We start from the raw sequence: 22961 nt of genomic DNA, 5'->3' as shown, positions 1-22961 counted from the left end.
TAAATAACAACCATTCTCAAATATGACATTGTTCCACCTGCTCCGGGCGTCCGGGCGGCAATGCTTTAGATGGCCGGACTGTTTCGTTAGATCGGGAGCAGCTCATGAATGCCCCGGATGGCAGAAGGGCGCCGACGTCACCGTGACGCCGGCGCCCTTCCCTGCCCCCGGGGCACCGCCTCAGCAGATCTCGCTGGGGGAAATACCGTATCGCTTGCGGAAAGCGATGGAGAAATGCGCGGGGCTGTAACCGACCCGGTACGCCACGGTCGAGACGTTGACTTCCTCGTCGCACAGCATGCGGTGCGCTTCGCGCAGGCGGTATTCCTGCAGGTAGCCAAACACGCTGGCACCGAACACCTTGCGGAAGCCGACGGTCAGCTTGCGCGGGTTCATGCCGACCCGGGTCGCCAGTGCGTCGAGCGTCGGCGGTTCCTGCAGGGATTCCACCAGCAGGTCGCGCGCGGCGTGAATGCGCTCGACTTCCGGGCAGGCGATGCGCGGCGCCTCGGTCGCGCCCGCCTCGCCGGAAAGAAACTGGGCGCTGAGCGCGGCCAGTTCCATGGCCTTGCCGCCGAGGTAAAGGTCACGGGTCGGACCGAACATCTGGCAGGTTGCGATCTGCGACGCCAGCGCCTGCATGGCGCGTGGTGCCGGGCAGCTCATGATCCTCGGGTCCCCTCCCGGGCGCCGCACCAGAGGCTCGGGCAACCAGCCGGCCCGGTCGTTCAGGGCTTCGACACCGAGCTGGACGATGGTGTAGCGCAGGGGCTTTTCGGTGCCGTAAATCTGTGTCGACGTGAAATCGCCGTCGCTGGCGATGGTGCACAGGCTGGGCCCTTTGATCAGGTGCTCGGGCTGCCCGGGAATCCGGCAGCGCAGTTGCCCGCTCTGCACGAGGATCAGCCGCAGCCCGCGTTCCAGCGGTTCCTCGAACCAGTCTTCGCTGGCCGAGCACAAGGTGCCGGTTACCAGTTTGATGTCCGGATCGATGTGCGCGACACCGGGCCGGTTGCCGGGCACGCAGGCGGCGTCATCGGAACGGGGAGAAATGATGGTGATGGTCATCGGGTTTCCTGTTCCCCGGAGACCGCCGGCACGGCAGCCCCTTCGGGATAGGTGAATGCGGAGGGACTTCTGGCGCAAGCGGATGGCGCTTCGGTCACTTCGCCCATGAATCGAATGAAAAAGCCCGGCAGTCGAAAGGAGCGGGCTTGCACGGTCCCTGTTTGTTGCTTAATGATAACAAATATCATTTACAAAAAATATCAATCAGGTATTCACCGGAGATTTCATGACTTCCTCGCGCCTCCCCGCTTCTGCCATCGAGCCCCCGGCTGACGCCCCCGACTGGCCCGAGCCGTTCATCCGGCGCTATATCGAGGCCGGCTACTGGCAGACACAGGATTTCGCCGGCGCGCTGGCCATCAGCGCAGAACGCCATCCGCAGCGGATCGCACTGAGTGCCGACGGTCACCACATCACTTATGCCGCACTGCTCGAACGTTGCCGCCGCCTGGCCGCCGGGTTGCATCTGGCCGGGCTGAAGGCGGGAGACAATGTGGTGCTGCACCTGCCCAACAGCATCGCCTTTGTCGAGACCTGCTTCGCCCTGTTCCAGCTCGGCGTGCGCCCGGTGCTCGCCCTCCCGGCCCATCGCCAGCATGAAATCGCCGGCTTCTGCCGTTTCGCCCGGGCGGCAGCCTATATCGGAGCCGGGCAGGCAGACGGCTTCGACCCGCGCCCCATGGCCCGTGCGCTGCTGGACGAAGGCGCCTGCTCCATGGCGCTGATCCACGGCATGGCCGATGCGCCGCTGCAGTCGATGGCACCGCTGTATCAGGCTTCTCCGCGGGAAGAATGCGCGGCCCGTGCGGAAGATATCGCCTGCTTCCAGCTCTCCGGCGGCACCACCGGCACACCGAAGCTGATCCCCCGGCGCCATCGTGAATACCTCTACAACGTGCGCGCCAGCGCCGCACTCTGCGGCTTCGACGAAAGCACGGTGTACCTGACCGGTCTGCCGATGGCGCACAATTTCACGCTCTGCTGCCCCGGTGTGATCGGTACCCTGCTGGCCGGCGGACGCGTGGTGGTCAGCCAGCGCGCCGACCCCGAGCACTGCTTTCCGCTTGTCGCCCGCGAGCGGGTCACCCATGTTGCCCTGGTCCCGCCGCTGGCGATGCTGTGGCTCGATGCCCAGGCCAGCCGCCAGGCCGACCTCTCCAGCCTGCGCCTGCTCCAGGTTGGCGGTTCGAAGCTGGGCAGTCATGCGGCACGGCGCATTGCCCCGGTCCTCGGCTGCCGGCTGCAGCAGGTCCTGGGCATGGCAGAAGGGCTGGTCTGCTACACCCGGCTGGATGATCCGCCCGAGCGCCTCATTGAAACCCAGGGCCGTCCCCTGTCACCGGCCGACGAAATACGGGTGGTCGACGCGGAAGGCCATGATGTCGCCGATGGGGAAGTGGGCGAACTGCGGGTCCGCGGCCCGTATACCATCCGGGGCTACTACCGGCTGCCCGGACACAACGCCCGGGCCTTCGATGAAAACGGTTTCTACCGTACCGGCGACCGCGTGCGCCGGCGGGCCGACGGCTATCTGGTAGTCGAGGGGCGCGACAAGGACCAGATCAACCGCGGCGGCGAAAAAATCGCGGCCGAGGAAGTGGAAAACCTGCTGATCGCCCATCCCCAGGTCCACGACGCTGCTGTGGTAGCCATGCCGGACAGCCTGCTCGGAGAGCGTACCTGCGCTTTTGTCATTCCGCGTCAGCCTGCCCCCTCGGCGCTGAAACTCAGGCAATACCTGCACAGCCAGGGCCTGGCCGCATTCAAGGTGCCGGACCGCATCGAGCTGGTGGCGGCCTTTCCGCAGACCGGCATCGGCAAAATCAGCAAGAAGACGCTGCGCGAATGCCTGCGCCAGGAACTGGAGGCGCGCGCATGAGCCATCCCGCCGAAACCTGGGTTCGTCCCTACCGCCTGACGCCCATGCCGCGTCTGCGTCTGGTCTGCTTCCCCCACGCCGGCGGCAGCGCCAGTTTCTTCGCCGCCTGGAAGGAACGGCTGCCCGCCGACATCGACCTGCTGGCGATGCAGTACCCGGGCCGGGAGGACCGTTTCAACGAGACGCCATTGACCGGCATGGCCCCCCTCGCCGAAGGCGCCGCCCTGGCCCTGCGGGAGTTCGCCGACGCGCCGCTGGTGCTGTTCGGCCACAGCCTCGGCGCAGCGCTGGCTTACGAAACGGCCCTGCAGCTGGAACACGCCGGCCTGCCGCCGCACCACCTGTTCGTCTCCGCCCTGCCGGCACCGCACCTGCAGCGTGGTGGCGAGCTGCACCGCGGTGACGAGGCCGCGCTGCTGGACGACATCCGCCGTCAGGGAGGCGCCAGCGAACTGCTGGAGGATGCGGACCTGCGCGCCCTGTTTCTGCCCATCCTGCGTGCCGATTACCAGGTGATCGAGACCTATCGCCGCGCCCGGCCGGTCGCCCTGGCCTGCCCCGTCGATGTCCTGCTCGGCGATCGCGACGAAGAAGCCAGCAGCGACGAAGCGCAGGGCTGGGACCTTGCCGGCCGGCAGCGGGCAACGCTGAAGCGTTTTCCCGGCGGCCATTTCTATCTGGTCGGACAACGCGCCGCCGTGATCGAACACCTGCTGTGCCGCCTCGGCCACGCCGAAACCCTTTTCCGGGAAATTGCCTGATGACAACGCCTGAAAACTGCAGCAGCCTGCTCGAGGTCCGCGACGCAATCGACCGGATCGACCATGAGATCATCCAGGCCCTTGGCCGACGCATGGAATACGTCAGGGCCGCATCGCGCTTCAAGGCCTCCGAGGCCGCCATACCGGCGCCGGAGCGCGTGGCCGCGATGCTCCCGGCACGCGCCCGCTGGGCGGAGGAGAACGGCTTCGATCCGGCCTTTGCCGAGACCCTGTTCTCGCAGCTCATCCACTGGTACATCGACGAGCAGGTCAAGTACTGGCGGCAGACCCGGGGGATCGCATGAGTTCCCCGGTCGCAAGCCAGCATCTGCCGCTCCTGCATCACACTTTCGAGCGCGCCATCCGCCGGGCCGAGGTACTTGGCCATCCGGTGCTGGCAGCGGTCTCGTTCGGGATCGATCCACTCGACCCGCTGCAGGTATTCGGCACCATGGATGACGGTCAGACGCCATTTTTCTACTGGGAGGGCCGGCAGCCCGGCCTCGCATTCTTTGCCTGGGACCGCGCCCTGGAACTTGATGGTCATGGTGAGCGGCGTTTTGTCCGGATCGAGGAAAACTGGCAGGCCCTGTGCCGGCATGCCGTCGTCGAGGGCCCGCTGGCGCCACGCCTGTGCGGCGGCTTCCGTTTCGACCCGGCCGGTCCACGCCAGAAACACTGGCAGGCATTCGGCGACGCCAGCCTGGATCTCGCCCGCCTGACCGTGCTGCGCGAGGGCGACACCTGCCGGGTACTCTGCCAGCAACTGGCGGAGGCCGGGAACGATGCCCTGACCCTGGCCATCCGCCACGACTCGATACTGCGGCGACTGCGCCAGCCGGCCCGGAGGCGAGGACAGCCCGCGGCGGGCAGTCCGCACACCGGGGCTTCGGCACAGGAACGCAGGGACTGGGAAAGCAAGGTGGCCGAAGCCGTCCGCAACATCCGTCAGGGGCAGCTTGGCAAGGTTGTTCTGGCGCGCTCGCAGAACCAGCCGCTGGGCGGGATCGAAGCCTGGCACGTCATCGAATACCTGCGCCGGCAGCACGGCAACACCCAGCTGTTCGCCTGCAGACGCGGCGACAGCTGCTTCCTTGGCGCCTCGCCGGAGCGTCTGGTGCAGGTACGCGGGGGGGAAGCGCAGACCCACGCGCTCGCCGGAACCGCCGCCCGCAGCACCAACGCCAGGGAAGACGCCCGCCTCGGCAAGGCATTGCTGGACAGTGCCAAGGACCGCCACGAGCACCAGCTGGTGGTCGACGCGATCCGCGCCGCGCTGGCACCCTGCAGCGAAACCCTGGAGATACCCGGAACGCCGGTACTGAAGCAACTGGCCAGTGTGCAGCACCTGAACACCCCCATCCGGGCCCGGCTGGCCCATGGCGCGGGCATCCTGCGACTGGTCCAGGCGCTGCACCCGACACCGGCGGTGGGCGGCTACCCGCGCGCGGCGGCACTGGACTATATCCGCCGGCACGAGGGCATGGACCGCGGCTGGTATGCCGCCCCTCTGGGCTGGGTGGATGGCGAGGGCAACGGCGACTTTCTGGTCGCGCTGCGCTCCGCCCTGCTCTCTCCCGGGCAAGGCGGCGTCCTGTTCGCCGGCTGCGGGCTGGTGGGGGACTCGGACCCGCAGCTCGAATACCGGGAAACCTGCCTGAAACTCGCCGCCATGCAGGAAGCCCTGCTTGCCACGGCAAGCCAGGACACTGCTATTGCCTGAATGCGCCGTTCCCCGCCACCCGCCGGCGGGGAACGGCGCGTCAATGCCTGAGCTTCAGGAAATCAGGCATGCACGGCTGTCCTGGCCGGTTCTGTCACCAGCAACCGCCAGGCGACGAACACCGACAACCCCACGGTCACCGCCCCGGCAAGATAGACCGAGCCGATGCCCCAGGCGCCGGCCAGCGCACCGGCCAGCGGACTGGTGAGACCAAGAGCCAGGTCAAGGAACGCCGCATAAGCCCCCATCGCCAGGCTGCGGGTCTGCGGCGGTGCGCGGCGCAGTGCTTCCACGCCAAAGCCCGGGAAAGCCAGCGAATAGCCGAAGCCGGTCAGCGCGGCACCGAGCCATGCGCCGGCGGCGGCATCGCTTCCCCAGATCAGCAACTGACCGACGGCCTCGATGATCACGCTGACGAGCGCCACCTTCGCCCCGCCGACCCGGTCGGGCAGATGCCCGAACAGCAATCGTGCGGCGATGAAAGCCACCCCGAAAGCGGTAAAGGCTGCCGATGCGTTGTCCCAGCCCCGGGCTGCGAACAGCAAGGCGATAAAAGCGGTGATGAGGCCAAAACCAACGCTCGACAGGGCCAGCCCTGTCCCCGGCACCCACACCGCGCCGAGCACCTTGTAGAACGGCGTACGGCGCTGTGCGGCAGGCGCGACGCCTTTGACGCCGGCGACAATGCCAAGCGCCAGCAGCGGGATGAATACGGCGGAGACGGCGATGCCGTGAAAACCCCACTGCGCGCTCACGGCCACCCCCAGCGGCGCACCGAACGCATACGCGGCATAGATGGCGATACCATTCCAGGCCATGACTTTGCCGGCGTTCTGCGGCCCGACCAGGCCGATACCCCAGCCCATGGAACCGGTCACGATCAGGCTTTGCCCGAAGGCCAGCAGGATGCGCCCGGCCAGCAGGATCCAGACGGCCACTTCTGGCGCATCAGCAAATGCCAGCGACACCAGGTAGGCCAGCCCCGATGAGGCAGCCGCAACGGTTCCCGCCACGACCGCCTTCTTCGGACCGCGCATATCGGCGAAATTGCCCGCCCAGGCACGGGTAAGCAAAGCTGCAGCAAATTCCGAACCGATAACCAGACCGACCACCAGCGTGCCCATCCCGAGTGAATCATGAAGGTACAGCGGCAGCACCGGGAGCTGCATGCCGAGGGTGAGGAAAGCGATGAACACGGTCATCGTGAGCGGCAGCAGTTTCATCAGAACGCGGGGGGCCGGCGGGGTCAGCGCCGCCGCCGCATGGTGCGAAGTGTTTTTTTCCATGTTGAATATTTCGTGCAGTGACCGGCCAGCATTCAGAACGGCCGGCCTGGTGTCAGGTTGTGAGTGGCCCGACGGAACAAGGTCGACCAGAACAGGAGAAGGCGGACATGGGTGTGCCGTTGTTGAGGGCGTTCAGGTTCCGTGGAACAATGCGAATAATTCATCGCGTTCAAATTATGCGATCAATCAGTCGCATTCTCTATTCGCATTTGCCGACTTGCCGGAACCACACCATGCCGAAGAGCAAAAACCCCGATGTTTCCTCACGAAAGCAGCCACAGCAGGCGCGTTCGAACGAGCTGGTGAGTGCAGTGCTGCAGGCAGCGACTCAGGTTCTGGCCCGGGAAGGCGCCACCCGGTTCACTACCGCACGCGTGGCCGAGAAGGCCGGAATCAGCATTGGCTCCCTGTACCAGTACTTCCCCAACAAGGCCGCAATCCTGTTCAGGCTGCAAAGCGACGAATGGCAGCAAACGCTGGACATGCTGCGCCGCATCCTCGATGACACGGCGACACCGCCGCTGACGCGGCTGCGCACGCTGGTTCACGCATTCATCCGTTCCGAGTGCGAGGAAGCAGAGGTTCGCGGAGCGCTCAATGACGCGGCACCGTTCTACCGGGACAGCCCGGAGGCAAAAGCCATACGGGCGGAGAGCGACCGGATGTTCGGCGCATTCATGGAACAGCTGCTACCCGATGCGGCCCCCGCCTCTCGCGAGCTGGCCAGTGACATGATCTCCACCACGCTTGGCACCGTCGGCAGCAGTTTTTCCCGCACCCGGCGGACAAAAGCGGAAATGGTTGCCTACTCCGATGCCTTGGCCGATATGTTCTGTGCCTATGTTCGATCGATTCAGCAGGATTGAGGTTTGCACCCTGTATTCATTTCGCCAGATCCCGATTCAGTCGGTGCGCCGCACCTGGCGAACGGCGGACACATGCCAGACTGGAAGGAAATCAATTTCGTCCGGCCTGACGAATGGCACACGGAGGGCGCCCTATTATGCGTATAAATGCCCTGCGCATCCGTTCCGGATCGACAAATCCTGAAAGTCCGGCAATTTTTTCCAGTGATTCAGATCCGCTTTCAATCCGGTCACGCGCAATTTCCACTCTGATCCGTTCAATGGCCCTGGCTGGAGATTCTCCGGTTTCCCGCTTGAAGACACGGGCAAATTGTCGGGAACTGATGCAGGCCACTCTGGCCATGTCATCGACACGGATAGGTCGCATGACATTTTCACGAACATAGGCCAGTACATTGCGAATCCGGTCTGATGCCGGGGCCAGATCGCCGAGTGTGGAAAATTGCGATTGACCGCCCGCCCGGCGGTGATAAACCACCATTTCACGTGCGACAGCACGAGCCAGATCGATGCCATGGTCAACCTCGATCAGTGCAATGGCCAGATCAATGCCTGCCGTTATGCCGGCAGAAGTCCAGATATCGCCATCCTGAACAAATACCTGCTCGCCATCCACTCGCACTGATGGATAGTCCTGTCGCAAACGATCCACGTAACGCCAGTGGGTCGTTACCTTGCGCCGATCAAGCACGCCAAGTGCCGCCAGCAGAAACACGCCCGTACACACACTGGCGACGCGACGCGAGGCCGTCACCAGCGAACGGAATACCTCTGTATCCAGATCGGCTGGAGAGAACGGGCTGGGTGCCCCCACCACGATCAGCGTGTCCAGCCGCTGTGGCTGAATGGCTGCCGATGGCACCGTGGCCTGCGGCAATCCCAGACTATTGAGTACCGCCCCCCCTCCTGTTGACAACAGATGGAAGCGATAGGTGTCACTTGTGTGCAAGTGATTGGCAATTTCAAAGGCACAAAGCGGGCCGGCCAGATCCAGCATCTGGTGCCCTGGATAAATAAAGAAGCCAATTTCACGAATCATGTCTGTTTTTGAGGGGTAAACGTCCTTCCAGGCGGAAGGATGCTGACATATCCTTGCCAGCGTCAAGAAAGAATTTCATTAGCCTTTTCCATACTCGCCATGCGCTGCCACAGCCCTGTTTGCGTCTCTGCAATCAATTTTCCACTCACATTCGTCCAGATTTTTAATTAGTGCCATTACTCCATGATTTCTTGAAATTTTATTGTATATACAACCATAATCAGGGCATATCATGCGTGTTTCCACCCGGCTTGCAATCATCATTTTTACCAGTTTCTTTGGTCTGCTGCTGCTGGCAGGCTTTTCGCTCTACAGCATCCGCACGTCGCTGAACAAGGAGAAAGAGGCCTTTATTGTCAGCCAGTTGAAAGCAGCGGAAAGCATTCTCAAGTACTACCAGGGTCAGGAGAAACAGGGAAAACTCACCATGGCAGAGGCCCAGGCCAGGGCGGCCCTGACGCTGACCATGATGAAGCATGACGATTTTTATTACTTCGCCCGGACAAAGGACAATATCCTTGTTGCTCATACCAAATCTGACCGAGTGGGCAAGGTCGACACCGGCAGCAAGCTGCCCGATGGACGGACTACGGTCGATGCCTATAACGATGCATTGAAAACCGGCACCTATGGCCTGACCGTCATCATGACCTCACGCAAGGGCAGCACGGAAGAACTGCCGAAACTCAACGGCGTTTACCGCTTCGAACCCTGGGGCTGGGTGGTGGGCACGGGTATTTTCACAGACAGCATCGACAGGACATTCTGGAACAACGCCTGGGTGCTGCTGGGTATCGGTTTCACCGTACTGGTCGTCGTCGCCGGACTGGCCATGACCATGTCGCGGCAGATCATCGGGGCCCTGGGTGGCGAACCGGCCTACGCCGTACAGGTGGTCGAAGCCATTGCCGCCGGCAATCTGGCCGATGAAATTCACAGCAGCGGCAAGCCCCACAGCCTGCTGGTGGTCATGCGCAGCATGCAGATCAGCCTGCGGGCCATGATCGAACAGATCTCGCAGTCGGCCGGACAGCTGGCACACACCGCACACGGCATGACCGAACAGATGGAGCGGCTGGAGCAGGCTTCCACCGTGGCCAACGAGTCGACTTCGTCGGCCGCCGCCGCAATCGAACAACTGTCGGTCAGCATCGACCACGTGTCCGCGAACGCTCGCGAAACCGAAGTGGATTCGCGTGGTGTGGCCAAACTGGCGCAACAGGGCCGGTCCACGGCGCACGAGGTATCCACCAGCATTCTGTCCATTGCCGGAGAAATCAGCACCGCATCGACCCAGGTGGTATCGCTGGCAGAACGCACGCGCAATATCAGCGGCATTGCCGACACCATCCGCGACATTGCCGACCAGACCAATCTGCTGGCACTGAATGCGGCGATCGAAGCCGCTCGCGCCGGCGAGGCGGGACGAGGTTTTGCCGTGGTGGCGGACGAAGTCCGCAAGCTGGCCGAGCGCACCGCACAGGCCACCAGCGAGATCTCAAGCATTATCCAGACCGTGGTCAAGGAAACGGCAACCGTCTCCGGGGTCATGGATCACGTGAACCCGATGGTCGAGGCCGGGGTCGCCCAGGTAAACCGGCTGGCAGCATCGCTGGGCGATATTGACGACAGCATGGGACGGACGCTGGAGCGTTTCCGCAACGTGGCCGAAGCCGTGACCGAGCAGAGCCAGGCCGGCACCAACCTGGCCGGAGATGTCGAACGGGTGGTGGGCGTGGTGGAGGAAACCCAGTCAACAGTGCAATTCTCCCGCACGGCGGCGCGACAGCTCGAATCGCTGGCGCTCGGCCTGCAGCAGGAGGTGGCGCGCTTCAGGATCTGACCCCCTGCCCCAAGCACGCTGGTCAGCAGCCCCCCCTGGTGACAGGCCTGACTGCGCACGGGCCCCGGGCAAAGGGACACGTCGATTCACAAGGCATCCGTTCGGCATCGTTTCAGGAGCACGACCGCACGCCATTACGCGAATGAACCAACCCCGTACCGGCCAGCCGATTTGATTCATATCAAAACGGGAAGGTGAATTCATCCATGAAAGGCAGTTATCCGGCAGTCATGGATAACGTCCTGTGTCATCGGCTTTTGCAGCCCCGGAAGCCTTCCCCGCCTGAAAATATTTCACTTGTTCATGCCTGTGGGCCCGGTGATTTCGGCTGTCATGTGCCATGAATGGATGAGTGTACCGACACCAGTACACGAATAACAGGGGCGGGATGGCCTGCCGCATTCATGGCTGACGGCATTTTAATCAGCCTGATTTCCCGGCTCAGTGGATGCTGAATCTGCCAGGTCACATTTCATGTCGAATATTTCAACATTTGCCCATTGACTTTTTTCAATAAAGACCCCTGACGCCGGCATGGTGCTCAATGCCATTCTCACAATTCCTCATGACAATGGATAACTGGCGTCCATTTTCAACAATTCTCAACCAAAATTTGATGAGGTACCATCATGACAAACTGATATTTGAGCATAACAAAGAACCCTCTTTCGCCGCGAACTATCCCTAACCAAAATTGACCACTCGGTACAAGCGCCATGTTTGACGATATCTCGCTCTTTGTTCAAATCGTTCGTGCTGGAAACTTCTCCAAGGCCAGCAAACAGCTTGGCATGCCCGCCAACACGCTAAGCCGGCGATTAAGTGGACTGGAAAACAAGCTGGGCACGTTGCTTTTCTCCCGCTCAACCCGGTCATTATCTTGCACACCTGATGGCGAGCGTCTTTACAAATGGAGCGGCGTCAATATCGACAGCCTTGATACGGCTGTAAATTTTATCCGCTCAGGCAAGCAAGGCGAAAACGAAAAAGTTCACATTCAGGTTCCTACAAATTTTTTTGAAATATTTCAAAACAGCTTTTTCTTTGAACTGCTGAAATTTTACCCTGAGCTGGAACTTGACATCCATGTTTCTGATGATGAGCCTGATTTTTATCATTCGCCAATCAAGCTCCTCCTCTCGACCCAAAAGCCAGGAATGAACAATTGCACGACCCATAAAGTCTGTAATCTTGCATCAGGTTTTTATGCCAGCGAAGCTTATCTGGAGCAGCATGGCACACCAGCAACACCGGAAGAACTGGCAAATCATCACTGCATTTACAGGGGTGGCGAAAAGCCAATCAACGTGCTTTTGCCATATAGCGGCATTTCTCTTCCGGTCAGAATAAAAAGCCGCTTCACCACCAACTCCACCTCTGGAATCATTGACGCAGCAGAGCAAGGTCTTGGCATTGCCATCATCAACGAGCAAAGCGCCAATCTTGCGTCCAGGAAAATAACGCGGATTCTTTCACAATATCAAACCTGTGACGAAGAACTTTATGCTGCATATTCAAACAATAAAAAATTGTCAGCCGGAGAAAAAGCGGTATTTAATTATGCCATAGCAAGAATGACCACAATTGGGTAAGCAAGCCAGAACAGCCAAGGAAAGTAACAATGAAAATATCCACGAAGCTTTACGGATTAGCACTGATCAGCTTCATAGGCCTCGCGGCCATGTTGTGGGTACTTCACTCACAAATGGCTGAAGTTGAAAGCCGGGTCGTAGCGATAAATGAAGACGCATTGCCATCGCTGGTTGCGGCTGAGAATATCCGTGGGGAATTTCAGGAGGCCAGACGCCAGATACTTCTTTCCGTTGCCTCCATAGACGAGACGAGCAATAAAAAAGCGCTGACGACCGCAAGCGAAAACATTACTTCACTGCTTGGGCAACTGGAGCAATACAAAAGCACGATGGTCACCAACGAGGAAGATCGCACCAATATCGATGCAGCGATTGCCTCCGTAAAAAAATGGGAGGCACTTATTCCAGCATTTACAGCAATAAGAGCACAAGCGGCCAACCCCCACGACAAGGCAGCGCAAGACGAGGCCGAACTGAAATATATTGCAACCACCTTTACCCCTGCCGCCATACAAACAGCCAACTTGCTGAAAAAAATTGTTCAGTTCAATAAAGACCTGGCCTATCAGCTGGGGAATAAAGCCGTACAGACCCAGAATGAAGCAAAACGGGTATTGATGACGATTGGTTTTATTCTGCTGGCTGCCATTTTTTCCTCCAGTCTGTGGGTAGCATCAAGCATCAAGCATTCTATTAATCAGCTTGAAGAAAAAATCACAGCCATTACTTCCGACCGCGATTTGACCCTGCGTGTCAGCGACAACGGCAAAGATGAAATTGCTCGCATTGCCACTTGCTTCAATCAGTTGTTACAGATGCTGCAGACCAGCTTTGCCGAACTCAGCCAGATCGGAAGCACGGTAGGGGGTCATGCCACCGAAGTGGCAGGTTCGTCCGCTCAGATGTCACAAGCCGTCGAGCAGGTCAGCGAGTCTACTTCCAGCATGTCGGCAGCCGTCGAGCAGATGACGGTCAGTATCAGCCATGTTGCAGATCGTTCCGCTCAGGCAGATCAACGGGCGCATGAGGCGGGAAATGAAGCCGGGCGGGGAGCGACCATCATCAATGAAACCATCGACATGATTCGCAGCATTTCGGACAGCATCAAACTTGCCGCACTACAAATTACCCAACTGGAAGAAAAAACCACCTCAATCGGCACGGTAGTCAGTGTCATCAAGGACATCGCGGAACAAACCAATCTTCTGGCACTGAATGCCGCCATCGAAGCCGCCCGGGCCGGTGAAAGTGGTCGTGGTTTTGCCGTAGTGGCCGACGAGGTGCGAAAACTGGCGGAACGCACCGCGGCATCAACCCAGGAAATCACCGGCACCGTCGCCTCGATGCAAAGCGATGCCAACCAGACGGTGGCCTCCATGCAAACCGTGGTAAGCCAGGTCGAGGCAGGCGTGGAGACAGCCAGTCAGGCCACGGAAGCAATTAACCGCATACTGGAGCGCACCCACGGTACGGTTGAACAGATTGCCGAGATTTCAAACTCGATGCGAGAGCAATCGACTGCAAGCACCAATATTGCCCAACAAATTGAGCGCGTGGCACAGATGGCGGAGGAAAGCCATTCCAGCTCTCAAAGCAATTCGGCAACGGCAGCCGATCTTAACGAGCAGGCGCAGCAGATGTTAAGCACTATCGGCCGGTTCCGGATCTGAGCAACTGGCCGGCTTCCAGCCAAGGAAACCGGCCAGACAATTTTCCTGCACAGGTGACACCTCTCTCAAGAAACGGCATGCCCATTTCATGAAATTCATCATGCACGCAACAGGACGATTCAACTTCTTATCGTGTCACCTGCCTGGCAAACCTCATAAATATCTTGCGCCCAGCCTGCTATCAAAATTTTTCCAACACCCCTTCTACATGAAGCCATTAAAAAGGAACCTGCAATGACAGAAAAAACAAATCAGGAAGAAGAAATCAGGAGATACCAGCAATCCTTTCTCGACAGAGAAAAAGCCTTGCAGATGGTCATTCATCGCATGTCTGCATCCTTGAATTTGCTTACCTGTGTCCTGAAAGAGACGACCACAGAAATGCTTCCGATCACCAAGGAGAAATCGCATCCGTATTGGGTGCTGGTTGAAGCCTGCCTGAGTGATATGGAAGAAACGACGGAAACAATGGAAAGAGCGCTGACATTGATTCTAAGAAAAGAGCAGGACCAGCCCTTCCATCATGACCGGCCATCCCGGCCATCAATGAACAACTGATCTGGTTAATTTTTTCCTGCCTGACATTTACCCTGCCTTACAAAAAAGCAGGCAAGAGCCGCACACGCTGCTTTATATAAAAACAACATTAGCCACACAAAATTCTATCTGCAAGCTGACATCGAAAATCCGGGAAACTCGTACTTAACTTTTTATCAGATTGATTTTCAGACGAATATTTCAACTGAAGACGACCTATATAATTGAAACCGGAAAAATGAATATCTCCAGAAAGCTTTTCCTGACGCTCAGTGTCGCCATTTTTGCCCTTCTTTCCGTGGGTGGTTACAGTGTCTGGCAGCAAGGTCATGCACAAGACAGCCACGAAGCCATGATGAACAATATTTTCCCCAGTCTGGACGACATCAACCGTGCGCAGCACGGCCTGTCAAATATTCGTGTTGGACTACGGGATTTTCTGCATGCAGATGATGATGCGCAACGCAATGTGGCGCGAAACAAAATCCTGGCTGCAAAGCAGAATCTGGACATGGCAGTGGCCGACTACCAGGCAAAGAATATCTACAACGATCAGGACCAGGAAAAATTGAATGCGGTGCGGGATTCGGTAAAGCAATACTGGGCAGCCATTCAGCCTGCCCTCACCCGGTCTGTCCAGCTCGAACCTGCGCAGAGAATGGTCCTGATCAAACAGGCCTCGCCCCTGTCCCGTGCTGCCGAGAAAGCACTCGATGAACATTACGCGCTCAACAAGGCGCTCACCATGCAGGACGTAGCAATCAGCCGCGCAGACTATGAGTACACACGCAACCTGTCCCTTGCCTGTATTGCCGTGGCTCTGGCACTGACCGGCGGGCTGTCCCTCCACCTGTTTCGCACAATACGGACAGGACTGACTCAAATTCGCAGCGATCTTGCCAGTGTCAGCGAAACCATGGATTTCACCCGGCGCACAACCGTTCTGCATCATGACGAAATCGGCGATGCCAGCATGGCACTCAACCTGTTGATGGAGAAATTGCAAACCAGCTTCCAGGCACTGCGCCATATCGCCCATGAGGTTCAGGGGGCATCACTGGCGCTGAGCGAGACGGCCCGGCAGGTGGCCGCCGCCTCCTCGGTGCAGAGTGAATCAGCCTCGGACATGGCTGCAACGGTGGAACAGATGACGGTCAGTATCAACCACGTTGCCGGGCAGGCACTGGACACCCGCAGCGGCGCACTGGAAGCGCGGGCACTGGTGGAGTCCGGTTCGGAAATCATCCGCAATACCATTACGGACATTCACGAAATCTCCCGGGTCGTCAAATCGTCCGTAGTCCATATCCAGCAGCTGGAAGCACGAAGTGCTCAGGTGGGGACGGTGGTCAATGTCATCCGGGACATTGCCGACCAGACCAACCTGCTGGCACTGAACGCGGCCATCGAAGCCGCGCGTGCCGGCGAACAGGGGCGCGGCTTTGCCGTCGTGGCCGACGAGGTACGCAAGCTGGCCGAACGGACTGCAAATTCAACGCAGGAAATCGCTTCGATGATCGAGGCCATGCTCGGCATGGCCAGGGAGACCGTCACCGCCATGGAGTCTGCCGACCAGCTGGTGGAAAGCGGTGTGGCCCGGGCAGACAAAGCCAGTCATGCAATAAGCGAGATCGGAGCAAATGCAGACAACGCCGCAACCAGCATCAGCGGCATCTCTGCAGCCATCCAGCAGCAGGGCGTGGCAAGCAACAACATTGCCCAGCAGGTCGAAAAGACGGCACAGATGTCTGAAGAGTCGAGTGCCGCAGCGCGAAACACCGCAAGCAGTGCAGAACTGCTGGACACGCTGGTCAGGCAGCAGATGGACACGCTGGCGCAATTCAGGGTCTGACACTGCGCCAGCTCATGCCGAATGCGCGGAAGCACGCGTGACAGTGAAGGTGGCAGGCATTGCCGGCTGCGCACTAGTGCGCCGGGCTGTCGGGCTGTGCCTCGTAAACAGACAGACGGTTCCACATGTCCAGACCGATCAGCGTGCCCTCGCCCACCCGGCGCAGGATGAAATCCCCGCCCTGGTTGTGACGCATGTGGATGAGTCCATGCTCCAGCCGGGCCTGCATCACCAGGCCCGCAAAACCGGTCACCTGCCCGCTGTCACCAAAAGTGATGTCTCTGGCAAGTCCGGTATCCGATCTGAAGCGGCCCCGGGGCAGCCCGGCCGGGGCAGGCGCAGCCAGTGCGGTCCCGGTCAGTGATGCCATGCCTTCGGCTGCCAGGCAGGCGGTCGGGTCGGCAAGCGGAGCGGCACAGGCATGGCGCAGCAACGCCCGGGCCTGAAGGTAACGACCGGCATCCCAGTTCACGTTCGCTGCTTCCTTGCATACGGCGCCGGACATGCCCTTCAGGCATATCTGCGCGGCCTCCTCCAGCCGGTCGGCCGGCAGGGGTTTGGGCAGCGGCCCGGCAGCAAGCGCAGACTGCAGCCAGGCAGCCGGCTCGCCCGCGAACAGTCGGGTGCAGGCAAACCACAGCCGGTCTGCACACATGTCCCGCAGATCCTTGTCGCTGGCCTGAATGCTGTTCTGGCCGCATGCCTCAAGATCCTGCCAGCAGGCCTGCCCGGCCACGCTCGTCGCGGCAGGCATCGGCGGCTGGCAGAACAAGGGCCGGGTCAGGGTGTAGACAAAGTCCATCCCGGTGTCGATGGCGCGGCCATCGTCCAGCAGCGTGTAGGCATCACCGATTCCCAGGTCCAGATTGAACACCTTGAGCTGACCGTCGACACGCTGGTAATGCAGCAGTTCAGGCGTGCTGTCTTTCACCCGTCGCTGCATCAGATCGGGGCTGAGCACATGGATCTCGCCCAGCTGGCTGTTGCTGTAGACACCACAGCGCGGAGCCGGCTGGGCGGCTTGTGAAACGGTCGCCAGCCCGCACAGCAATCCCCCGGCCAGCAGGGGCAGCCAGCGCCGAAGGCTGGGGTGGCAAAACCATGAAAGCAGAATTGACTGCACGCCGATTTCCATAAAGCATTGCTCCGGTTTGAGACTTGTCATGCGAGGGTTTACCCGTTATATGTGGCCACGATACACGAAATCGGGCAGACAAAAAGACGCTGCCCAGCCCAAGCGGGAGCCATGCCGGCAACCAGCCCCACCACCGAGTAACAGGCATGACGGTGCCTGATTGCCAGACTGATACCACTCCATGAAATTGCTGCTTCTCAAGGGATTATTTGTCCTTGGTCTTGTGACCCGGGTACATGCTGCCACCTTCTCCATCCCGGATCTTGGCGTATCGTTCGATGCGCCGGACGGATTCACTGAACTTTCCAGCATGGAAATAGCCCTCAAATATCCTCCCGGGCGCCCGCCGGCATTTGCCGCAGGCAATGCGGAGCGGACCACGACCATTGCCTATGACCTGAAAACAACCCTGCTGCCGGCCGAATCGCTTCAGGAGGTCAAGTCCTCACTGGAAGCCGCATTTGAACGCGCGATGCCGGGCCTGCAATGGCAGCAGCGCAAAATGGTCAGCCTGCAAGGCCGGCAGTGGATCCAGCTGGAACTGGTATCACAGGCCATCGATACCAGAATTCACAGCATCCTGCTGATTACTTCATTTCGTGGACGGATGCTGATCTTCAATTTCAATTCGACCCGGGAAGAGTTTGGCAAACTGGAGGCCGCGCTGCGGCAGAGCATGCAGACGATTTCGCTGCAGTAACGGCTCCGGATGGTGGCGCTATTACCCTTAATCCGGCAGCAGGCAATGCCTTCAGCGTGGGGAGGTTCGGAGCACACTCACGAGGTATGGAGCAAGCCCAGTTTCAAGGAGTACCATGATTGCGCTATTGATTACTCGCGCAATCCGTACCGATGGACATCCATATGAAACCGGAAATCAAACCATGTATGTAATAGAGCTCACCTATCAAAAGCCCCTTGCCGACATTGAGGCCCATCTGGAGGCGCATCGCCATTTTCTCGACGTTCATTATGAGAAAGGGATCTTCCTGGCATCAGGCCCGAAGAACCCGCGGGATGGGGGCGTTATCCTGGCCAGCAGCAGTGTCAACCGGCAAGCGCTGGAGGAGATCCTCACAAAGGACCCCTTCCGGCAACATGATCTGGCCCTCTACCGCATTACCGAATTTTCACCAGTGAAATGCCTTCCTGTGCTGAAAGACGTGCTGTAGAAAATTTTCACGTTCAGGGCGGTCTCCTGCCGCCGCTGCATGAGCTTCCTGGCAATGACACGAATCACCCGGACCCGCTTCCTGCAGCAGCTTCTGCAGCGCCTCATCGCGGGCACGCCGAAACGGCCGGAGCAGATGATGAAGGCGCATTTTTCGATCAATGCTTTCTGTGTTATCCAACCTGAAATAAGATTGCATTTTAGTTAATGGCCTGAGGAGCATCATGGCGCGCCCCGATCTCAACTTGCTCCTGGCGCTGGATGCGTTGCTGGATGAAGGAAGCGTCATCGGTGCGGCACGTCGCATGAATTTGAGTCCGCCTGCGATGAGCCGCACCCTGAGCCGCATCCGGGAAGCGCTGGCGGATCCGGTCTTCGTCCAGGTCGGCCGCAAGCTCATGCCCACGCCCAGGGCGCTCGCATTGCGCGAGCAGGTGCGCCTGGCGGTCGAGCAGGCCACGCAGGTGTTTGAACCCGACACCGGCATCGACCTGAAATCGCTGGACAGGCGTTTCAGCGTCCGCGCCACGGATGAGTTCGTGAGCATCCACCTGGGTCATCTGCTGGGGGCGATGGCCACGGAGATGCCGCGCGCGATGCTGCGTTTCTCGCCGGAAGAAGATGACGTGGACGAGGAGGCGCTGCGCAGTGGCCGCATTGACTTGTTTATCAGTGCTTCGCGCAAGCTGGGACCAGAGATTCGTGTGCAGTCACTGTTCACCACGACGTTCGTGGGTGTTGCCCGAGCGCGTCATCCGGTTTTTGACGATGAAATCACGCCGGAACGCCTCACGCACTGGGAGCACATTAACGTGTCGCGGCGCGGAAAGGCCATCGGACCGATAGATGCCGCTCTGGAAGCGCAAGGACTGCGCCGGCATGTCGCCCTGGTCGTACAGAGTCCTTATACGGCATTGTTTGCGCTGCAGGATTCGGATCTGCTGCTGCCGTTGCCCAGGCATCTTGCCAGCAGCGCGCTTGCGGCAGGCCTCAGCATTCGCCTGTTCGAACTGCCGACGCCCCTTGAGACAGTGCTGCTGACGCAGGCGTGGCACCCTCGTCTGGATAGTGATCCTGCCCATCAGTGGCTGCGACATACGATCCATGCCCTCTGCAACAAGGAGGAGGCGGAGGCGGCCAGACGGACACAACCGGAGAGATAGCATGCCCTGATGAGTGCGTTCAACGCATCCATTAAAGTGCAATAAATTCACTTTCTGGAATGATTGGCCATCTCTACAGTGATGCTCGTTACTCACTGCAGAAGGGCGCTATCGTGCGTTCTGCGAACGTGCCTTCGGCATCTCCAGGCATTTGTCCCCGCCACCTTTTCCCGCTCCGGGACTGGCTCGCTCACGGGCTGCCGTACCTCGACCTGACGACACCGCGCGCAACCTGCGTAATGCGTTCGATTCTGGCCGCCTGGCTGGCGCTCGTGGTCGCCTGCTTGCTGGATCTGCACGCACCGTATTCGGCGGCCTCCAGCGTGCTGCTTGTCATCAGCCCGGTACAGGGCACCGTGATCGGCAAAGGGGTCTGGCGGGTACTGGGTACCCTGGCGGGCATGCTGGCGGCCTTCGTTCTGATGAGCGCATTCGGGCAGATGCCCTGGCTGTTCCTGCTGGGCTTTGGCCTGTGGCTTGGCGTTTGCGTGGTGGGGATGACGCTCCTGCGTCATTTTCGGGCCTATGGCGCAACCCTGGCGGGATACACCGTGGGCTTGGCGGCCTATGGCGCCATGCAGCATCCGGAACTCACGTTCGATCAAGTCATGGGGCGCGGCGCGTCCGTGCTGATCGGCGTAGTGTGCCTGGCGGTAGTGTCGGCCCTCTTCAGCACCCGCAGCGTGCACAGCCGCCTGGCGATGCAGCTCAACCGGCTGGCAGCCGCGACCGCAGGCATTCTCTCGACGAATCACCAGGCGATTCACGGTGATGGCACACCTGGCGGCAAGCCCCTGGGTGCTGGCAGACGCAACCTCATTACCGACGTGTACGGGGTGGACGACCTGCTGGCGTCAGGGAAAGCCGAGTCCGCTGACCTGGCCCAGCGTGCCGGCACGGTTCGACAAACGATGGTGTCCTTGTTTTCCGCGCTGACAGGCGGCGCACCGCCCATGCGTGCGGGAAGTGCCAGCCTGAATGTCCTTCGATCGCTTCAACCGGCCTGGGAACAGGCCTGGCAGCAGGCCTGCCAGGCATTGACCGACGAACAGGGCCCCGTCGGGCTGGATATTGCAATCCGGACACTGGCTGACATGCGTGCGCAGTTGACAGACATGCTCGCGAGGACATCGCTGGATGAAGCACTGGAACATGCCGCGCTGATGATTGCAGGCGACCGCCTGATCGAACAGCTCGACGATTACCTTGAAGCCCTCAAGGGCATGGCGCGCTTCCATCACCTGCGGCCCACGGCGGCACAAATCCAGGTCCCGTTCTACCGCGACACCACGGCAGCGATCCAGAACGGACTGCGGGCACTGTTGACCGTCGTGCTGGGCGGCACGTTCTGGATAACAACAGGATGGTCGTACGGAGCCATGATGCTGGCGGGGCTGGCGGCGGCTTGCGCACTGCTGTCCACCGCGCCCAACCCCGCACTCGGCGCCGTCGAATTTATCAAGGGCACAGTGGTTGCCGTCGTGATGGCCTTCCTCTGCACCTTCGTCGTTCTGCCCCAGGTCTCTGGACTGCCACTGCTGCTGGTGGTTCTGGGCCTGTTCTGGTTGCCTGCTGTTTATGCGACCACGATGCCGCGTTACGCATTGGCCGGCGTTGCCTATCTCGTGGCTTTCACGACGCTGGCGGCGCCAGGCAATCCGATGCACTACGACTTTGCGCAGTTCCTCAACAGCTCCGTGGCCTGGGTACTGGCGACAATTTTTACGCTGCTGGGATTCAGGATTGTGCTGCCGCGCAATCTGCCACGTGACGTGGCACGCCTGCGCCAGGTCATCCGCGACGAAGCACTGGGCACCCTGAGAGGCAGGCAAACGGCGGCGAATGCATGGCAATGGCGCCAGCAGCATCGCACGGCGCAACTCGGTGCTTTGCTTAAAACGCAGCCGGAGTTGATGGACCGATCCATATCCGACGCCTCGGCCAGCATTCACCTGGGGCGAGAAGTCCTGCGCGTGCGCAAGGGGTTGCGCCAGGCCCCCAAGGGCTCCGGGTTGCATCGCGTGCTCGCAGCGGCCTTTCGCAACATGAGCCGCCGCGCGGCCGAGCCTCGTCTGGCCGCGCGCCATGCGCGTCGCGCAGCGAAATCCTTGTCGCGGTTACCCGCCACAGACGGTGCCGCGATGGCGGAAACACAGCGATTGACTGTCGTGCTGCTCGACATTGCCGCGCTGCTCGAAAACCACGCGGATTACTTTTCAAACAGGTCTGGAGGCCACACCGATGCTCAGTGAGTTCTCGCTGGCCGGCATTTACCTGCCGCCATTCTTCGTCTACGCGTGTATCGCGCTGCCGATCTATCTGGGGGTTCGCTCCATGCTTGCGCGCAGCGGCGTATTGCGGTGGGTCTGGCACCCCGGCCTGTTCGAATTCGCGATCTCCCTCTGCCTCGTTTCGGTGTTGATACTCTATGTCTAAACTTTCATTCCCGGTAAAGCCGCTCATTCGGGCGGGACTTACATTATTTGTCGTTATCGCCGCAGGATGGCTTGTAAGCGCGCTTTGGCACGCCTATGTCCTGGCCCCCTGGACACGCGATGGCCGCGTCAGTGCGCAGATCGTGCGCATGGCACCGGAGGTGTCCGGCAAGGTAGCGGAAGTCCCGGTGTCAGACGATCAGTACGTGAAGCGGGGCGAAGTGCTGTACCGGATCGAATCGACCAACTTCGCGCTGGCATTGGCACAGGCTGAAGCTCAATTGGCTGCGGCGACAGCCTCGCTGTACCAGAAAGCCGGGGATGCCAGGCGACGCCGAGGCATGGAGAGCCTCGTGCCGGCCGAAGAAATCCAGCGCGCAAACCAGGCGGCAGTCATGGCCCGGGCGGAACGGCGCAGTGCGCAGGTCGCGGTGGACCGGGCCAAACTTGACCTGGCGCGCACCGTTGTACACGCCCCGGTGGATGGATATGTCACGCGCCTGCGATTGAACAAAGGTGACTATGCGGTGACCGGCCAACCCAATATCGCCTTGCTGGATGCAAACAGCTTCTGGATCACGGGCTATTTCGAAGAAACCAAATTGCGCGGCATCCAGCCCGGTGCCGCTGCACAGATCCGGTTGATGGGGTTTGACCAGGTCATTCCGGGCCGGGTTGCCAGCATCGGACGGGGCATCGCCGACACCAACCAGCAGGCCGATGCCCAGGGCTTGCCGAGCGTGGAACCTGTTTTCAGCTGGGTCCGCCTGGCGCAACGCATCCCTGTACGCGTAGAAATCGAGCAACTCCCGCATAACGTCGTGTTGGCGGCGGGCATGACCGGCAGCATTGAAGTGGCGACATCGGGGGGCGACTCTCCGCCCCAGGGCCGGCTCATATCGCTACTGCACCACTGGATGTAAGGGATGGTCATGCACGCA

21 protein-coding genes are annotated in these 22961 nt (G+C 60.1%); 17 read left to right on the top strand and 4 right to left on the bottom strand.

What is annotated here, in order from left to right:
- Positions 1-180 precede the first annotated feature (180 nt).
- Entirely contained in the window at positions 181-1068 is an 888-nt protein-coding gene (locus Q352_RS0108500; protein WP_028498983.1) for a helix-turn-helix transcriptional regulator, read from the bottom strand.
- A 226-nt stretch (positions 1069-1294) separates the two neighbouring features.
- Here Q352_RS0108500 and Q352_RS0108495 point away from each other — a divergent pair, with 226 nt between their 5' ends.
- The 4 genes from Q352_RS0108495 to Q352_RS0108480 are packed head-to-tail and all read left to right on the top strand — an operon-like array spanning position 1295 to position 5431.
- Entirely contained in the window at positions 1295-2947 is a 1653-nt protein-coding gene (locus Q352_RS0108495) for a (2,3-dihydroxybenzoyl)adenylate synthase (protein ID WP_028498982.1), read from the top strand.
- A complete protein-coding gene (locus Q352_RS0108490; RefSeq protein ID WP_028498981.1) occupies positions 2944-3708 on the top strand; it encodes a thioesterase II family protein in 765 nt (254 codons plus the stop codon). Before Q352_RS0108495 ends, Q352_RS0108490 begins: the two co-directional genes overlap by 4 nt.
- Positions 3708-4013 carry an isochorismate lyase gene (locus tag Q352_RS0108485; protein WP_028498980.1) on the top strand — a complete coding sequence of 102 codons (306 nt, stop codon included), beginning with the start codon at positions 3708-3710 and terminating at the stop codon, positions 4011-4013. The genes Q352_RS0108490 and Q352_RS0108485 overlap by 1 nt, the downstream gene beginning before the upstream one ends.
- The gene (locus Q352_RS0108480; protein ID WP_028498979.1) at positions 4010-5431 is read left to right on the top strand and encodes an isochorismate synthase; all 1422 of its coding nucleotides are present in this window, start codon (positions 4010-4012) and stop codon (positions 5429-5431) included. The genes Q352_RS0108485 and Q352_RS0108480 overlap by 4 nt, the downstream gene beginning before the upstream one ends.
- A gap of 62 nt (positions 5432-5493) precedes the next feature.
- Here Q352_RS0108480 and Q352_RS0108475 read toward each other — a convergent pair whose 3' ends face one another.
- Positions 5494-6717 (bottom strand): arabinose transporter, encoded by a 1224-nt coding sequence (locus Q352_RS0108475; RefSeq protein WP_051528788.1) that lies wholly within the window; start codon positions 6715-6717, stop codon positions 5494-5496.
- A gap of 233 nt (positions 6718-6950) precedes the next feature.
- Between Q352_RS0108475 and Q352_RS0108470 the strand changes: the two genes are divergently transcribed.
- The gene (locus Q352_RS0108470; RefSeq protein ID WP_028498977.1) at positions 6951-7583 is read left to right on the top strand and encodes a TetR/AcrR family transcriptional regulator; all 633 of its coding nucleotides are present in this window, start codon (positions 6951-6953) and stop codon (positions 7581-7583) included.
- Between the two features lie 91 nt (positions 7584-7674).
- Here the strand turns inward: Q352_RS0108470 and Q352_RS22790 are convergent, their stop codons facing one another.
- Positions 7675-8622: a GlxA family transcriptional regulator gene (locus Q352_RS22790; protein ID WP_084299981.1), complete on the bottom strand. Its 948-nt coding sequence runs from the start codon at positions 8620-8622 to the stop codon at positions 7675-7677.
- A gap of 232 nt (positions 8623-8854) precedes the next feature.
- Here Q352_RS22790 and Q352_RS0108460 point away from each other — a divergent pair, with 232 nt between their 5' ends.
- The 5 genes from Q352_RS0108460 (at position 8855) to Q352_RS22260 (ending at position 16116) form a co-directional block, all read left to right on the top strand.
- Positions 8855-10465, top strand: coding sequence for a methyl-accepting chemotaxis protein (locus Q352_RS0108460; RefSeq protein WP_028498976.1), 1611 nt, complete (start codon positions 8855-8857; stop codon positions 10463-10465).
- Positions 10466-11181: 716 nt separating this feature from the next.
- Positions 11182-12057, top strand: coding sequence for a LysR family transcriptional regulator (locus Q352_RS22785; protein ID WP_084299979.1), 876 nt, complete (start codon positions 11182-11184; stop codon positions 12055-12057).
- Positions 12058-12086: 29 nt separating this feature from the next.
- Positions 12087-13727 (top strand): methyl-accepting chemotaxis protein, encoded by a 1641-nt coding sequence (locus tag Q352_RS22265; protein ID WP_051528787.1) that lies wholly within the window; start codon positions 12087-12089, stop codon positions 13725-13727.
- Between the two features lie 234 nt (positions 13728-13961).
- Entirely contained in the window at positions 13962-14285 is a 324-nt protein-coding gene (locus Q352_RS0108445) for a hypothetical protein (RefSeq protein ID WP_028498975.1), read from the top strand.
- 217 nt (positions 14286-14502) lie between these two features.
- Entirely contained in the window at positions 14503-16116 is a 1614-nt protein-coding gene (locus Q352_RS22260; protein WP_051528786.1) for a methyl-accepting chemotaxis protein, read from the top strand.
- 73 nt (positions 16117-16189) lie between these two features.
- On the opposite strand, the gene Q352_RS0108435 is transcribed toward Q352_RS22260, so the two are convergent.
- Complete coding sequence (locus Q352_RS0108435; protein ID WP_146745045.1) at positions 16190-17239, bottom strand: hypothetical protein; 1050 nt, start codon at positions 17237-17239, stop codon at positions 16190-16192.
- Between the two features lie 193 nt (positions 17240-17432).
- Here Q352_RS0108435 and Q352_RS0108430 point away from each other — a divergent pair, with 193 nt between their 5' ends.
- The 7 genes from Q352_RS0108430 (at position 17433) to Q352_RS0108400 (ending at position 22943) form a co-directional block, all read left to right on the top strand.
- Positions 17433-17951 (top strand): DcrB-related protein, encoded by a 519-nt coding sequence (locus Q352_RS0108430; protein WP_028498973.1) that lies wholly within the window; start codon positions 17433-17435, stop codon positions 17949-17951.
- A 115-nt stretch (positions 17952-18066) separates the two neighbouring features.
- Positions 18067-18423, top strand: a complete 357-nt coding sequence (locus Q352_RS0108425) for a YciI family protein (RefSeq protein WP_233495234.1) — start codon at positions 18067-18069, stop codon at positions 18421-18423.
- 54 nt (positions 18424-18477) lie between these two features.
- Positions 18478-18630: a hypothetical protein gene (locus Q352_RS23880; RefSeq protein ID WP_156952499.1), complete on the top strand. Its 153-nt coding sequence runs from the start codon at positions 18478-18480 to the stop codon at positions 18628-18630.
- A gap of 16 nt (positions 18631-18646) precedes the next feature.
- Complete coding sequence (locus tag Q352_RS0108415) at positions 18647-19585, top strand: LysR family transcriptional regulator (RefSeq protein WP_028498971.1); 939 nt, start codon at positions 18647-18649, stop codon at positions 19583-19585.
- A 239-nt stretch (positions 19586-19824) separates the two neighbouring features.
- Positions 19825-21837: an FUSC family protein gene (locus Q352_RS0108410; protein ID WP_051528784.1), complete on the top strand. Its 2013-nt coding sequence runs from the start codon at positions 19825-19827 to the stop codon at positions 21835-21837.
- Complete coding sequence (locus Q352_RS0108405) at positions 21827-22021, top strand: DUF1656 domain-containing protein (protein ID WP_028498969.1); 195 nt, start codon at positions 21827-21829, stop codon at positions 22019-22021. Before Q352_RS0108410 ends, Q352_RS0108405 begins: the two co-directional genes overlap by 11 nt.
- Positions 22014-22943, top strand: coding sequence for an HlyD family secretion protein (locus Q352_RS0108400; protein ID WP_036385751.1), 930 nt, complete (start codon positions 22014-22016; stop codon positions 22941-22943). The genes Q352_RS0108405 and Q352_RS0108400 overlap by 8 nt, the downstream gene beginning before the upstream one ends.
- Positions 22944-22961 lie beyond the last annotated feature (18 nt).

Origin of the sequence: Microvirgula aerodenitrificans DSM 15089 (assembly GCF_000620105.1) — a bacterium.
GTDB lineage: Bacteria > Pseudomonadota > Gammaproteobacteria > Burkholderiales > Aquaspirillaceae > Microvirgula > Microvirgula aerodenitrificans.
Note: the sequence above shows the minus strand (reverse complement) of the source record. Positions and strands in the feature narration are given on the sequence as shown.